At 41.5% G+C, this 14,822-nt stretch carries 12 protein-coding genes; 11 read left to right on the forward strand and 1 reads right to left on the reverse strand.

What is annotated here, in order from left to right; genetic code table 11:
* Positions 1-217 precede the first annotated feature (217 nt).
* The 8 genes from recJ (at position 218) to KQH97_RS08720 (ending at position 10,708) form a co-directional block, all read left to right on the forward strand.
* The gene (recJ, locus tag KQH97_RS01190; RefSeq protein WP_117958358.1) at positions 218-2,257 is read left to right on the forward strand and encodes a single-stranded-DNA-specific exonuclease RecJ; all 2,040 of its coding nucleotides are present in this window, start codon (positions 218-220) and stop codon (positions 2,255-2,257) included.
* A gap of 1 nt (position 2,258) precedes the next feature.
* Positions 2,259-4,649 carry a bifunctional (p)ppGpp synthetase/guanosine-3',5'-bis(diphosphate) 3'-pyrophosphohydrolase gene (locus KQH97_RS01195; RefSeq protein ID WP_253286332.1) on the forward strand — a complete coding sequence of 797 codons (2,391 nt, stop codon included), beginning with the start codon at positions 2,259-2,261 and terminating at the stop codon, positions 4,647-4,649.
* Between the two features lie 13 nt (positions 4,650-4,662).
* On the forward strand, positions 4,663-5,307 hold the full coding sequence (locus KQH97_RS01200) for an MBL fold metallo-hydrolase (RefSeq protein ID WP_038673231.1): 645 nt from the start codon (positions 4,663-4,665) through the stop codon (positions 5,305-5,307).
* A complete protein-coding gene (hemZ, locus tag KQH97_RS01205) occupies positions 5,304-6,761 on the forward strand; it encodes a coproporphyrinogen dehydrogenase HemZ (RefSeq protein WP_117958360.1) in 1,458 nt (485 codons plus the stop codon). Before KQH97_RS01200 ends, hemZ begins: the two co-directional genes overlap by 4 nt.
* On the forward strand, positions 6,745-8,106 hold the full coding sequence (gene rlmD / locus KQH97_RS01210) for a 23S rRNA (uracil(1939)-C(5))-methyltransferase RlmD (RefSeq protein WP_216552247.1): 1,362 nt from the start codon (positions 6,745-6,747) through the stop codon (positions 8,104-8,106). Before hemZ ends, rlmD begins: the two co-directional genes overlap by 17 nt.
* Before the next feature lie 199 nt (positions 8,107-8,305).
* The gene (locus tag KQH97_RS01215) at positions 8,306-8,548 is read left to right on the forward strand and encodes a hypothetical protein (protein ID WP_216552249.1); all 243 of its coding nucleotides are present in this window, start codon (positions 8,306-8,308) and stop codon (positions 8,546-8,548) included.
* 231 nt (positions 8,549-8,779) lie between these two features.
* A complete protein-coding gene (locus tag KQH97_RS08585; RefSeq protein WP_216552251.1) occupies positions 8,780-10,501 on the forward strand; it encodes an ATP-binding protein in 1,722 nt (573 codons plus the stop codon).
* A gap of 78 nt (positions 10,502-10,579) precedes the next feature.
* Positions 10,580-10,708 carry a hypothetical protein gene (locus KQH97_RS08720; RefSeq protein ID WP_278944994.1) on the forward strand — a complete coding sequence of 43 codons (129 nt, stop codon included), beginning with the start codon at positions 10,580-10,582 and terminating at the stop codon, positions 10,706-10,708.
* Between the two features lie 71 nt (positions 10,709-10,779).
* On the opposite strand, the gene KQH97_RS01225 is transcribed toward KQH97_RS08720, so the two are convergent.
* Positions 10,780-11,553 carry an AraC family transcriptional regulator gene (locus KQH97_RS01225; protein WP_367614646.1) on the reverse strand — a complete coding sequence of 258 codons (774 nt, stop codon included), beginning with the start codon at positions 11,551-11,553 and terminating at the stop codon, positions 10,780-10,782.
* Between the two features lie 83 nt (positions 11,554-11,636).
* Here KQH97_RS01225 and KQH97_RS01230 point away from each other — a divergent pair, with 83 nt between their 5' ends.
* The 3 genes from KQH97_RS01230 (at position 11,637) to KQH97_RS01240 (ending at position 14,765) form a co-directional block, all read left to right on the forward strand.
* A complete protein-coding gene (locus tag KQH97_RS01230) occupies positions 11,637-11,975 on the forward strand; it encodes a transposase (protein ID WP_117563483.1) in 339 nt (112 codons plus the stop codon).
* A 32-nt stretch (positions 11,976-12,007) separates the two neighbouring features.
* Positions 12,008-12,892, forward strand: coding sequence for an IS3 family transposase (locus KQH97_RS01235; RefSeq protein ID WP_367614648.1), 885 nt, complete (start codon positions 12,008-12,010; stop codon positions 12,890-12,892).
* Between the two features lie 529 nt (positions 12,893-13,421).
* Entirely contained in the window at positions 13,422-14,765 is a 1,344-nt protein-coding gene (locus tag KQH97_RS01240; RefSeq protein WP_216552253.1) for an MATE family efflux transporter, read from the forward strand.
* Positions 14,766-14,822 lie beyond the last annotated feature (57 nt).

Here is a 14,822-nt window from a genome sequence, read left to right on the forward strand (position 1 = left end):
ATGAGAGATAGGCTTCCTTTCTGATTTGAATTTGGTGTGGTAACTTTATTTTATCAGATTTTTGTCTATCTCTCTTTTCTTTTTTCTTAATTTTGTCCAATATCTATTGTAGCACTACACTAAAATTTCACACTTTTTCTTGATGCTACTTGAAAAAAGGCTGTTTATGTGGTATAATGAATGATGAATGTAAATTTGCGTAAAGGACTATTTCTATATGAAAAAATGGAGAATAAACAGACCTGACCCTGTGAAAACTGCAGAGTTTATGAACAAGTGTGACTTGAAAAGCCTTACCCTAGACGTTATGACTTCAAGGGGGTTCACTGACTTTGACAGCCTTGCTGATTTTTTTAAAGGAGAAGAACTTAGTGATCCTTTTCTTATAAAGGATATGGCTATAGCCGCCGAGGTGATAAACAAGGCGGTTGATCAGTATGACCTTATTTGTATTTACGGTGACTATGACTGCGATGGAGTTACGTCCACCACTATACTTTACAACTATCTTGAAAGCATGGGCGCAAACATTATGTACTATATTCCTGAGCGTGAGGCTGGATATGGCATGAACATGGAAGCTATTGAAATGCTTGCAGAAAAGGGTGTTAAGCTTATCGTCACTGTGGATAACGGCATTTCCGCGGTTGAGGAAGCTGAGCGTATTGCTGAGCTTGATATGGAACTTGTTATCACAGATCACCACCAACCGCCTGAGAAGCTTCCGAGGGCAAGGGCTATCGTTAATCCGCATCGTGCAGATTGTCCTTCGTCATACAAAGACCTTGCAGGCGTTGGTGTAGCTTTCAAGCTTTGTGCTGCACTTGACGGCGGCAGTTATGACACTGTTATGGAACAGTATGCTGACATTTGTGCTATCGGTACAGTTGCGGACGTTGTGCCGCTCACAGGGGAAAACAGAACTATTGTCAAGCGTGGTCTTGAATATCTTGCAAACACCGAAATATTGGGATTAAACTATCTTATAGATAAAGCAAAGCTTGATAGAAATGCTCTTGACTCAACAGGCATTGCTTTTAGGATTGCCCCTGTTATAAACGCTTCGGGCAGATTTGGCTCACCACTTACAGCGGTAAAAACACTTCTCAGCGAAGACCCGGAGGACGCTGAAAATTATGTTGACACTCTTTTAAATCTTAACGCCCAGCGCAAGCAGACGGAAACAGAGATAATGACAGAAATAGTAAATCATATAAACGCTCACCCTGAAACTCTTGACCATAGAGTGCTTGTGCTTTCAGGCAAGGGCTGGCACCACGGAGTTATTGGCATTGTTTCTTCACGCATTTTGGAATTTTACGGAAAGCCGAATGTTATAATCTCCATTGATGACGATGGAAACGCACGAGGCTCTGCGAGAAGCGTAAAGGGCTTCAATATATTCAAGTGTTTTCAGCATTGCGGAGAGCTGCTTGATAAATTTGGTGGACATGAGTGTGCAGGAGGTCTGTCGCTGAAGGCTGAGAACATTGAAAAGTTCACTCAAATGGTGTATGAATACAGCGATCCTATGGAGAAATTCCCTAGCGTTGAGCTTATAGCGGATAAGCTTCTTATGCCGCAGGATATCAACCTTGATAATGTAAAGGGTCTTGCAGCAATGGAGCCTTTTGGTGCAGAGAATCCTGCTCCAGTTTTTGCAATGCTTGGAGTAAGAGTAGATAAGATAATACCGCTGTCGCAGGGCAAGCATACAAAGATCGAGTTTTCATACGGAAGCTATAGAGGACAGGCTCTTATTTTCTCCCTTGCACCTGAAAAAGCTTGTTTCGCAGTTGGCGATAAGCTTGATATGCTCGTGGAGCTTGGAATAAATGTGTTCAATAACCGTGAGTCCATATCCATAAGAGTTATCGACCATAGATTGAGTGGAGTAAAGCAGGAAAGATATTTTGCGGCAAAGGATTGTTATGAAAAGCTCATGCGCGGGGAACAGCTTCCTGCAAGTTTTATAAGAAAAATAATCCCGACAAGGCAGGAGCTTATCGGTGTATATAAATACATAAGTGCAGTTAAGAATATTACGTTGGATAATCTTTTCATGAAAATATCAGGCGACAGCATGAATTATTGCAAACTGCATATTTGTGTTGATATTTTCCGTGATAAGGGTCTTATCGAGTTCAGACCCGCAACTATGAAAATAAGCTATGTTGTGCCGAAACAGAAGGTAAATCTTGAGGACTCTGAAACTCTTGTTAAGCTGAATGAAATGCTTGGAAAGGCAGGTAACTAAAATGTCAGATAAAGAGAATATTTTGCTTGATCCTGCTGAAATGGATAAGATGGAAAATATACCAGAAATAAAAACTGTCAGTGAAGACAATCTTCCTGCCGAAGCCGAGGTTAAAGAGCAGTTTGAAGAAATGCCTGCTCCTACGGCTTCTCCTGACTATACCGACGCTGTGCCTGAAGCTTCAAAGCCTGAGCATATAGGTGAGAGGTCGGTGTGTTCCATTGATGCACTTATTCAGAAAATACTTGATGGCGAGAGGCAGTACGATCTGTCAAAAATCGTTTCCGCCTATGAACTTGCTGAAAAGTATCATCACAATCAGAAAAGAGAGTCTGGCGAGCCGTATATAACCCACCCGCTGTCTGTTGCATATATTCTTTTGGAGCTTGGCATGGATACTGATACTATTTGTGCAGCACTTCTTCATGATGTTGTTGAGGACACTCCATGCACTCTTGAAGAATTACAGAAGAATTTTGGCTCAGACGTTGCAATGCTTGTAAATGGCGTTACAAAGCTGAAAAAGGTGGAAACTTTCACCAAGGATGAGCAGAAAGCCGAGAATATCAGAAAAATACTTCTTGCAATGAGCGAGGATATTCGTGTTATTATCATAAAGCTTGCAGATAGACTTCACAATATGCGTACTCTTAATTATTGCAAAGATTCAAAACGCAGAACTATCGCCCATGAAACAATGAACATCTATGCACCGATAGCTCACCGCCTTGGAATACGCTCAATTAAAGATGAGTTTGAAGATCTTGCTTTTTACTATCTTGATCCATATGCTTATGCTGAGATAGACGAGCAAATGCAGCTCAGAAAGGGCAGCCGTGAACAGCTTGTTGAAAACATCAAGCACAAGATACATGACAGGCTTGAAAAGGATTTTGACCCTGTTCCCCTTATCGAGGGACGCGTTAAGAGCAATTACGGTATCTACAAAAAGGTATATCGTGACGGCAAGGAGATAGACCAGATATATGATCGCTATGCCGTAAGAATTATCGTCAATACAGTTACCGAGTGCTATAACGTACTTGGCATAATCCACGATATGTTCAGACCTATCCCAAACAGATTTAAGGACTATATTTCCACGCCTAAGGCTAATATGTATCAATCTCTTCACACAACTGTTATCGGCAGAGAGGGGATACCTTTCGAGGTTCAGATAAGAACATGGGAAATGCACAGAACGGCTGAATATGGTATCGCCGCCCACTGGAAATATAAAGAGGGCGTAAGGGGTAGTTCAAAGGACGATCAGCGCCTTGCATGGATAAGACAGATAATCGAGTCACAGCAGGAGTCAAACGACGTTGAGGAAATAGTAAGGGCTATAAAAAATGACCTTGCCCCTGAGGACGTCTTTGCTTTCACTCCAAAGGGCGATATGATAACACTGCCTGTCGGATCAACTGTTATCGACTTTGCTTACGCTATCCACACACAGGTGGGTCATAAGATGTGCGGCGCAAAGGTAGACAAGAAAATGGTGTCTTATGATTATCAGATAAAAACTGGCGAGATAATCGAGATACTTACTACCAACGTTGAAGGTCATGGTCCAAGCCGTTCATGGCTTAATATCTGCAAGACCAATGAAGCCAAATCCAAGATACGTTCATGGTTCAAAAAGGAAAGACGAGAGGAAAATATCTTTGAGGGAAGAAATGCTCTTGAAAGGGAGTTTCGCAGAAATAATATAAGAGTGCCTGAGGAAGAACTTGAGGACTTTCTCAAAATGGATATGCACAGACACAGTTGTGAAACTCTTGATGATTTCTTTGCAGCCATAGGTTACGGTGGTGTTCAGCTTTCAAAGGTGATGCAAAGGCTGAAATCTGAGTATAATAAGAAATATGGTGAAAAGGCTCAGCCTGATACTTCTGACCTTGAAAATAAGATAAAGACTTCCAAAAATTCCACTGGTGTTATCGTTGACGGCATCGACAACTGCGCTATCAAGTTTGCACAGTGCTGTAATCCGCTTCCAGGTGACGAAATAGTCGGCTTTATCACGAGAGGTCATGGCATATCCGTGCATAAAAAGGATTGCGTGAACTATCTTTCGCAGAAAGATGATCCTGAAAATGCCGCACGTTGGATAAATGTTAAGTGGGAAAGTTCTGAAAAGCATACTGGCTATTTCAAGTGTACTTTGGATATTGTAGCAGTTGACAGAATAGGTCTGCTGGCAGACGTTTCGTCAGCGCTTGCAATGATCAATATTTTTATCTATGAGTCAACCTCAAGGGAACTGAAAAACGGCAATGCAATGCTTTCCGTAACTGTCAGCATAGCAGGAATGGAACAGCTCAACAATGTTATAAACAAGCTTCAGAAAATAAAGAACGTTATTTCTGTTGAAAGAAGCGGTAAATAAGAAAGGACAGATAATGAAAATATATAGGCTCAAACCATTGAGTGTTTGTGAAACGAACAGCTATATTGTTGCAAGCGAAGAAAATAACTGCGTTCTTATCGATGCACCTGCCGACCCTGATTATATTCTCGGTGAGATAGAGAGTCACGGTCTTACGCTTAAAAAGATCTTTCTTACACACGGTCATTTTGACCATATCGGTGCTGTGGCTGACCTTGTAGACAGGACAGGCTGCGAGGTGTATATCCACATTATGGATAAGCCTAAGCTTACAGATGACGCAGGAATGCTTGCTAATCTTTTCAGAATAAGAGGACACAGAAATTACACAGGCAAGGTCAATGTGTTTACAGAGGACGATATACTAAAGCTTGACGAGCTTGAATTTGACGTGTTGGAAACGCCGGGACATACAAGCGGTTCTGTCTGTTTCATATGCGGCATGAATATGTTTTCGGGAGATACTCTATTTTCAAGAAGTGTTGGCAGAACTGATATGCCTGATGGAAGCAGCACAGCCCTTATGAAGTCGCTTATGAAAATAGCTGACCTTGGTGGAAATCTCACTGTTTACCCAGGGCACATGAATGTCACGACACTTGACGCTGAGAGAAAGTATAACCCATATCTCAGGCAGGCTGCGGAGGCTTTGAAATGACTCTGATATTCAGCGGCAACGATTATAAATATGAGCTTGAGGGAGTAATGAAGCTTTTTATCCCTGCAACGCTCTTTACCCACGTTTTTTCTGACAGCATAGATACAGAGGACGATTATGTGTTCGCTCAGAAAAAGGATAACGCTGACAATGTTTGTTTGAGCGTTAAGGTGAGATATGACGGCAAGACTTGCGAAAAAGAGGAGTTTGTGCATTTTGAAAGCGACATGGAACTTTCACTTTCAAGACTTCTTTTTAAGGCAATGAGCGAGATAACAGGCATTGTGCCGAAATGGGGCGTTATAACGGGAATAAGACCTGTGAAGCGTGTGAATGATATGCTCAGTGAGGGCATGAACAAGGCGGAGATATTTAAAGCCATGGAGAGCAGATATCTTTGCAGCGAAGAAAAGTGCGATATTGCATACAAAACTGCTATAACCCAGAAGCCTGTCCTCGATGAGCTTGAAAAGGACAGCTTTAGTCTTTATGTGTCAGTGCCGTTTTGTCCCACAAGATGCTCCTACTGTTCTTTCGTTTCGCAATCTATCGAGGGCTGTATGAAGCTTATCCCTGAGTATGTGAACAAGCTGTGTGAGGAGATAGTTTATACTGCGAAGATAACGGAAAAGCTTGGTTTGAAGCTTGACACCGTATATTTTGGCGGCGGCACTCCTACCACGCTCACTGCTGCTCAGCTTGACAGAGTTATGAAAGTCATTGCAAACAGCTTTGATATGTCAACTGTCCGTGAATACACTGTTGAAGCGGGAAGACCTGACACCATAACTGAAGAAAAGCTGAAGGTGCTTAAAGCAAACGGCTGTGGCAGAGTATCTATAAATCCACAGACTTTGAATGACAGCGTTCTTGAGGCTATTGGCAGAAAGCACACAACTGCACAGTTTTTTGACAGCTTTGACCTTGCAAGAAAAGTTGGTTTTGACTCTATAAATACTGATATAATTGCAGGTCTGCCAACAGACACAGTGGAGAGCTTTGAGAATACCATTGATAAGCTTATCGAGCTTGCTCCTGAGAATATCACTGTACACACACTTTCCATAAAGCGTGCGGCTAGGCTAAATCACAGCGGTGACAGGGAAGTGCTGAAAAATCCAGCCGATAAAATGGTAGAGTATGCCACAAAAAGACTTCTTGAAAGCGGCTATCTGCCTTATTATCTCTACAGACAGAAGAATATGCTTGAAAATCTTGAAAATATAGGCTGGACAAAGCGGGGTCACGAGAGTTTGTATAATATCTATATAATGGAAGAGGTTCAGACCATACTTGCAATGGGTGCAGGTGGCTCCACAAAGCTTGTTGACAAAGAGGGCGGACGTTTGGAGCGTGTGTTCAATTACAAATTTCCGCTGGAATACAATAAGCATTTTGAACTTATGCTTAAGCGAAAAAATGAGATAGAGGAATTTTATGCTAAAGAAAAATGAGATTATCAGGCTTGAAATAAGCGGTATGACAAATGAGGGCAACGGAGTAGGAAAGCACGAGGGCATTGCTGTTTTCGTGCCTTTTACTGTTATTGGCGACGTTATCGAATGCAGGATAGTCAAGGTCTGCAAAACGTATTGCTATGGCATTATCGAAAATATTGTAAGTGATTCGGTTGAAAGAACGAAGAACGATTGTCCTGTTTATTCAAGGTGTGGTGGTTGTTGTTTTCGTCACATGAGCTATGAGGAAGAATGCCGTGTAAAAGAGCAGTTCATAAAGGATTCATTTGAGCGTATTGGTAAGCTTTATCCTGAATATGACAGCTTTGAGGGTTGTAAACAGCTTGTTGGCTATCGCAACAAGGCGCAGTACCCTGTAGCAGAGCAGGACGGCAGGGCAGTTTGCGGATTCTATTCAAGGCGTTCTCATCGCGTATGCGATCACACCGATTGTGCATTACAGCCTGCCGTATTCAAGGCAATAGCCGATGAAATAATGGCATATGTGAATGAGCTTAAGATAAAGGCATACAACGAGGAAACGGGAAGCGGTCTGCTCAGGCATATTTATCTCAGGCGTGGCGAACACTCAGGTGAGATAATGGTCTGTCTTGTTATTACCGACCTTAAAAAGCGTGGCGTATTTGATGTGCTTGTGGGTGAGCTTTGCAAAAAATATGCTGATATAAAGAGTATAGTTTTCAATGAGAATAGCCGAAAGACTAACTGTATACTTGGACAGAAGCTTGTTACTGCGTATGGAAGCGACACGATACACGATACCATGTGTGGAAATGATATAGAGATATCACCGCTGTCATTTTATCAGGTAAATACAATTCAGGCGGAGCGGCTTTATGAAATTGCCGCAGATTATGCTCAGCTGACAGGAAAGGAAACTCTTCTTGATCTTTACTGCGGTGCAGGAACGATTGGTTTGTCAATGAGCCTAAAGGTGAAAAAGCTCATAGGTGTTGAGATAATAGAGTCTGCAATAGACAATGCAAAACGAAATGCCGCAACAAACAATGTCACAAATGCGGAATTTATATGTGGCGACGCAGGTAAGATAGCAGAGATACTTTACAGCCGTGGCGAACGACCAGATGTGATAATAGCTGACCCTGCAAGAAAGGGCTGCACTAGGGACGCACTGGAGTACATGGCAAAAATGTCCCCTGACAGGATAGTTATGATATCCTGCAATCACGCTACTGCTGCTAGGGACTGTGCTGTGCTGGAAGAGTTGGGGTATAAGACGGTCAAGGTCAAGGGCGTGGATCTGTTTGGGAGGACGGGGCATGTTGAGAGCGTAGTATTGCTGTCAAGAAAAGATAAATAAATGCCGAAAAGCGGCGTATTTCCGGCTTTTCGGTAGTTAGGAGGTAATGCCTGACTTCTGAAAAAGCTCGGTTTTCTTATATGGAAACATATCCACTGCAAAATATGTGTCAGCTTGTGACCTCGGATTAGATATCACAATTTGAGACAGTGGATTAGATGTCAGGCATTTTGGGATGATTTTTGGAAAATGAAAAAGGGTGACAACCAATCCTGCAGGATTGACTCCTATTGAAATCGGTCAGGGAGTAACCTATAAAGAGGCAAAATTAACATCTCTTTACAAAAAGTTGTATCAACATCAATTTTCCAAAGAGGATATTACAACTGAAGTTCAGGAGTATTATGCTTCCATGCCAAAAGTATATCCCGATTTCAATGGAGGCTGGCAACCACATATTGTTTTTGTAGATGAAATTATAGAGGTTAGGGATGAACGATAAACTGGGATTTAGAGGATGTGAATGAGCAGCATGAAGAAAATAAAAGAAGGAATTAATTTGAAAAAACTCCTTAGGCTGAAGAATACAGGCAGTATCTTTGTGATTGCGGGGCTTTTGACGATTTTTGTAATAGCGTTGTACACATTTATTCTGCAAAGTTCTTACACTAAGACCGCCCTTGAAACATAAATCACACGTGACACAGCAAGTGCAGATGCAGTACACAAACTAGTGGATGGAAGAATCGGCAAAGAAGATTTTGATCAAATCAAAGATCAATCTGATGAAAAGAAGCAATTATATAAGGATATTTCTTCATATTTCAATGAAATCAGAACACTGAATTCTACTCGATATATTTACACCGCTACAAAAAATGAAGAAGGAAAACTCGTTTATGTGGTAGACGGTTTGGATTCGGATGCGGATGATGTAAGACACCCTGGAGATTATATTGAGGAAGAAATGGTTCCGTATATTGATAGGGCTATTTCTGGGGAGAATGTGTACTCTCAGGATATCATTGATACAACATGGGGTCCGATTTTTACGGCTTGCTATCCTGTAAGAGCAAATCATGATGGGACAGGAGAAATCATTGGCGCATTTTGCATTGAAATGGATATGCAATCAGCTTATGGAATGGTTGAAGAGACGAATCATATTTCCATCATCTGTGGTTTAGTCGCAGGAGCTGTATTGCTTTTGATTTGTCTATATACCTATTATGTTTACCAGAAAAGCAAGGCAGAAGAGCAAAAACAAAAACAATTATTAATGACCGCCGCTGAGGAAGCAGATGCTGCCAACAAAGCAAAATCTGCGTTTTTGCTTAGTATTAGCCATGACATCAGGACGCCGATGAATGCCATTATTGGATTTACAAACATTGCGCTTCACCAGAACACGGTTTCAGATATTCATGATAGCTTGGAGAAAGTTCAAAAAAGTTCGAATCATCTTCTCTCTTTGTTGAATGACGTTCTGGATTTTACTCGCATTGAAAGTGGAAAAGTTACTATTTCGCCCGAACCGGTGGACATTACTCAATTGACTGATAACGTCCAGGCGATTATGAATGGACTTCTTTATAATCGAGATCTTAAGTTTGAAGTACATCGAGAAATCCCAAAGAACCCATATGTCCTTGCAGATGTTGCGCGTATCCGAGAAGTTTTGGTGAATCTTCTTGGCAATGCTGTGAAATTCACAAAGGACGGCGGAAAGATTACTTTGGATATCAGCAGTTACCCAGGAGCGGATGAGAAACATATCATAACTCGTTATGTTGTTCGAGATAACGGTATTGGCATGAGCGAAGAGTTCCAGAAAAAATTATTCGATCCGTTTTCACAAGAAGATGATGCTAATGCCAGAACTCAATATAAGGGAACCGGTCTTGGTATGGCCATCACAAAAAAATATGTGGATATGATGGGCGGTTCGATCGCTGTTGAGAGCAAAAAAGGTGTAGGTTCTACATTCACAGTGGAGATCCCACTGGAGTTGTCAGAACAGGTTATTCAATCAGAACAAAAACAACATCTACATAGAGATTTGACGGGTATTCATGTTCTTATGGCTGAGGATAATGATCTAAATGCTGAACTTGCTACGATGATGCTGGAAGATGCTGGTGTGACCGTAACACGCGCATCAGACGGAAAAGAAGTTGTGGATTTGTTTAAAAATCATCCACGAGGCACATACGATCTTATTTTAATGGATATTATGATGCCAAACATGGATGGACACCAAGCAGCAAAAGCCATTCGAGCCTTGGATATAGAGCGGTCCGATGCAGTTACGATTCCAATTATAGCTTTGTCTGCAAATGCTTTTATAGATGATATTCAGGAATCCCTGGATTCAGGCATGAATGACCATATTTCCAAGCCGATTAACATGGAGGAATTAATCGATACTATCACTAAATACATTAAACACTATTAGGAAAACAAAGAAGTTAATTCTGATTTTCCTGTACCTTTTCAAAATCTTCTCTGCTGATTATGGAAGATCTGGAACAAAATGCGTGCTACTGATCTTGAATATGCACTTGCGATGAAAAATGCCGACACGGCTAAGGTTTGGCAGTTTGAAAATCTCTTCGAGCTGCAGGCTGAGGAGATTGCAATTCAGACGTGTTTGGTAATGTAGCCATTCCTTATTTCTTATCAAAAATCAACAAAACTCGTTTGGTTTAGTTTTAGCCAAACGAGTTTTGTTTTTTACTCCCTGAGATTTTCTTTGAGTTTTACTTTTCGATATTCTTTTGGTGACATACCAATGTATTTATGAAACAGTCTGCTGAAATAAAGCGAATTGGTGTATCCAACCATATTTGCAATTTCAGTAATGGTATATTCCGTATTTTCTAACAAACTTTGTGCGTTGGAGATTCGCAGCTTTAAGATATATTGCTGCGGACTGGAACCTGTGATTTCTTTAAAGCACTGAATAAACCAACAGTTGCTAAGCTCTCTGGATTCGGAGTACTCCTCAATGCTGATTTCTGTGTTGTAATTCTTACGAAAATAGTGCATCGCAAAAGCAACTTCTTTTTCACTGGTGCTGCTGAATTTCTTTGCACTCATGATTGCACGGCTTATCAAAACAAAAATATTTCGCAGCTGCAAAGAAATCAATTCATCATACCGTGGTCTGCAAAGCTGCAATTCCTGGATCATCTGACCAAATAACCACTGATAATCGGGAGATGTTCCAATATAGAGAATATTATTTTTCAGGTTGATATTGTAATACTTTAAAATTTCTTCTACTTCATTTCCAGTAAAATGCACCCAATAAACATCGGTTTGATCTGCACGATAATAAACATATTCCTGTGGTTGATCCGGCAAATATATAATAATATTTCCGGCTGAAACCGTTTTTTCTTCTCCGTGAATGAAAAAATGTCCTTTTCCGGAGGCAATATATAAAAGCTGATAATCTTTTCTTCCCTTCGGACGATGTGTTACTACTTCAGAACGATTTTTCACACGATAATTTCCAATTCTGTATAATAAAACTTGACACATACAAAACAATCAAAGTATAATAAAAACAAAGGAGTGTGTCATCAATGGGAACAGGAAAACAATATGATGAAGAGTTTAAAAAGCAGGCAATAAAGCTCGCAAAGGAGATTGGCACCAAGGCAGCAGCAGATGAGCTGTGCATCCCCAAAGGGACGCTTGGGACGTGGGTGCAAAAGGCGCGGATCGGGGAAATAGACACAGGTGCAGGCTCACGTACACCGGGAGAGTCACTTACTATCGCACAGCAGCTCCAGGCAGCGAACAAACGGATAAAAGAACTTGAAAAGAAAAACCGAGAGCTTGAAGAGCTTAATGAATTTCTGGAGGAAGCATCTGCTTTTTTCGCCGCGAACCGTCGGAAGTCAGGAAAGAAGAACGGTTAAAGTTCATTTCCAAAAAGACTGATGACGGTAGGATCACAGGAAGGATCAGTTTTTACTGCAAGGCTTTGGAGGTTACAAGACAAGCATTTTACGATCATCTCAGCCATAAAAACGCCCCCTGGAAGTATCAGGCACTTGCGGATGAAATGATGAAGATCCACGAAGAAGACCAATATAATGACTGCTACGGCAGGGAGCGTATGTATCTTGCATTGCAGCAGAGAAAGACTGCCGGGAAAACTGACATTGACATTCCCTGTGAAGCTACTGTACGCAAGGTCATGGCGCAGATAGGATTGATACACAAGCCTCGCAGAAAGCCAAACGGGATAACCAAAGCGGATCGGCTTGCTCGAAAATCGGATGATCTTCTCAGACGTGATTTTTACGCAGACAGGCCTTTGAAAAAAGCTGTGACCGACATAAGCGAGGTGAAGGCAAAGGATGGAAAGCTCTATGTTTCAGTGATATTTGACTGCTTTGATCTGATGCCGCTGGGGATAGCTATTGAAGATAATATGAGAGCTTCGCTCTGCTGCCATACTCTTGAAAACGCAAACAAGTCATATCCTGATATAAAGGGCTGTATCATACATTCGGACAGAGGCAGTCAGTATACAAGCGAAGAGTACCGAGCTGCTGTAAAGAAATATGGGATCATTCAAAGCATGAACAGTGCCGGTGGAAGATGTCATGATAATGCACGCTGTGAAAGTATGTGGGCAAGAATGAAAGAAGAGCTATTCTACAGCCGTGGGGACAAATCGGAGAAATACACTATGAGAGAGTTGAAGACTATGATCTGGAGATATTATATGAGTTACTGGGCTAACAGAAGAATCTGCACCGCCAACGGTGGGCTGCCTTCGGCAGTTCGAAGAAAGCTCTACTATGATCATATCTTTCTCGCTGCATAATTCTTGTTCGAATAAAATGTGTCAAGTGATATTGACAAAACCAAAGCGTGCAGAGCTTATAACTCAGATAATACCTTTTGAAATAAATCAGCGTGACCTTGTAAATAAGCTGTATGCTTAGATAAAAAATGTATCGATAAATGAACGTTTCTATCAGCATACTCAAAAACTTTGATAATAGACAAGGATATGTTCGTTATCTGAATTTTGTTGACTTTTTATATTTGTATGCTATAATATAATTACTGCCTAATATAAAATGCACTGATGAGTAGTGTCATTATCTTAAATTTGAGGTTTGAGAGTAGTGTAATTTTTAGGGTAGTAAAACTTTCAGGACAGGATATTGTTCTTACACCAAAAACTGAAAATAGATTATTTTTTTGTGGATGAAAGATATGAGCAGTGATTTCCGTTGGATGAGAATGAATCGTTCTACATTGGAAAGTCGATAGCCGGATTAAAGTTGAATCAGTCGGCACAGAATCCGATTACATCACGATACAAGATACCATGGAGGAATATGATAATGTCGAAAGATGAGTATTTGATAACCGATACGCCCTTCAAAGCGTTGACGGTTTTTGCAATGCCAATGATTATTGGAAGTTTCTTTCAGCAAATATACAATATGGCCGACTCTGTTATTGTCGGTCAGTTTGTTGGTTCTTCCGCACTTGCAGCTGTCGGTGCATGTGCAGCATTGACCAATGTGTTCATTTGTGTGGCACTGGGAGCCGGTGTCGGAGCCGGTGTGCTTGTGAGCCGTTATTTCGGAGCCAGGGAGTATGGCAAAATGAAAACAATCGTGTCAATCTCCTTGATTAGCTTTTTGCTTCTAAGTATAGTCCTTGGTGTTTTTGGCTTTTTCTTCGCCAACTCGTTGATGAGTGGACTGCAAACCCCTGCCGACATACTGGATGATGCAGTACTGTATCTGCGGGTCTATTTTGTGGGCTTTCCGTTTCTGTTTATGTATAACATTCTTTCTACCATGTTCACCTCAATCGGCGAATCCAAAATTCCGCTAGGACTGCTGATTTTTTCGTCCATACTGAATATTTTAATGGATCTTTGGATGGTAGCCGGGCTAGGTCTCGGTGTGTTCGGTGCGGCTATTGCAACCCTGATTGCACAGGGAATTTCTGCCGTGTTTTCGTTTTTGATCTTTCTGTCTCGGATGCGGCAATACAAGAGCTCCTTTAGCAGGTTCGACCGGCAGGAGCTTTATTCTATGCTTCGCATTGCGGTACCATCGGTTTTGCAGCAGTCCACAGTGTCTATCGGTATGATGATCGTGCAGGCAGTGGTAAATCCTTTCGGCACACAGGCACTCGCCGGGTATGCAGCAACGATGAGGGTGGAAAATGTTTTTTCATTGATCTTTGTATCCATCGGCAATGCGGTTTCGCCGTATGTTTCCCAGAATCTTGGTGCAAAGAAAATTGATCGTATCAAAAAAGGCTACCATGTTGCACTGGTGCTGGATCTGTGCTTTGCGGTCATTGCGTTAGTGACCATTGAAGCGCTGCATACGCAGATCTCCTCACTGTTCTTAGGAAAAGACGGAACGGCATTTGCCTATCAGGTGTCTGGTGATTATATGAGGTGGCTTGGTTACTTTTTCATCTTCATGGGTATCAAGATGGCAACCGATGGAGTTCTTCGCGGTCTCGGAATTATGCGTCCGTTCCTCGTTGCAAACATAGTGAATCTTGTGATTCGTCTGTCCGTTGCCCTGATCTGTGCACCACGTTTCGGCATTGCCTTTGTCTGGCTTGCGATACCAGTTGGCTGGCTTGCAAACTTTTTAATCTCCTATGTGGCTCTTAGGAGATCATGGCCGACTAATAAAATGGCATCTATTAGTTAAATTCCAGTTTGTAGGGATGACATTAGAAATGAAGTTTAAGGAACAGAGCTTTACCCT

The sequence above is a fragment of the Ruminococcus sp. MSJ-25 genome (genome assembly GCF_018917825.1).
Lineage (GTDB): Bacteria > Bacillota > Clostridia > Oscillospirales > Ruminococcaceae > Hominimerdicola > Hominimerdicola aceti.

What these genes read in the sequence shown, in the direction of transcription:
- recJ (WP_117958358.1), top strand. Translation starts at nt 218, where the DNA reads ATGAAAAAATGGAGAATAAACAGACCTGACCCTGTGAAAACTGCAGAG.
- KQH97_RS01200 (WP_038673231.1), top strand. Translation starts at nt 4,663, where the DNA reads ATGAAAATATATAGGCTCAAACCATTGAGTGTTTGTGAAACGAACAGC.
- KQH97_RS08720 (WP_278944994.1), top strand. Translation starts at nt 10,580, where the DNA reads ATGCGTGCTACTGATCTTGAATATGCACTTGCGATGAAAAATGCCGAC.
- KQH97_RS01195 (WP_253286332.1), top strand. Translation starts at nt 2,259, where the DNA reads ATGTCAGATAAAGAGAATATTTTGCTTGATCCTGCTGAAATGGATAAG.
- rlmD (WP_216552247.1), top strand. Translation starts at nt 6,745, where the DNA reads ATGCTAAAGAAAAATGAGATTATCAGGCTTGAAATAAGCGGTATGACA.
- hemZ (WP_117958360.1), top strand. Translation starts at nt 5,304, where the DNA reads ATGACTCTGATATTCAGCGGCAACGATTATAAATATGAGCTTGAGGGA.
- KQH97_RS01240 (WP_216552253.1), top strand. Translation starts at nt 13,422, where the DNA reads ATGTCGAAAGATGAGTATTTGATAACCGATACGCCCTTCAAAGCGTTG.
- KQH97_RS01230 (WP_117563483.1), top strand. Translation starts at nt 11,637, where the DNA reads ATGGGAACAGGAAAACAATATGATGAAGAGTTTAAAAAGCAGGCAATA.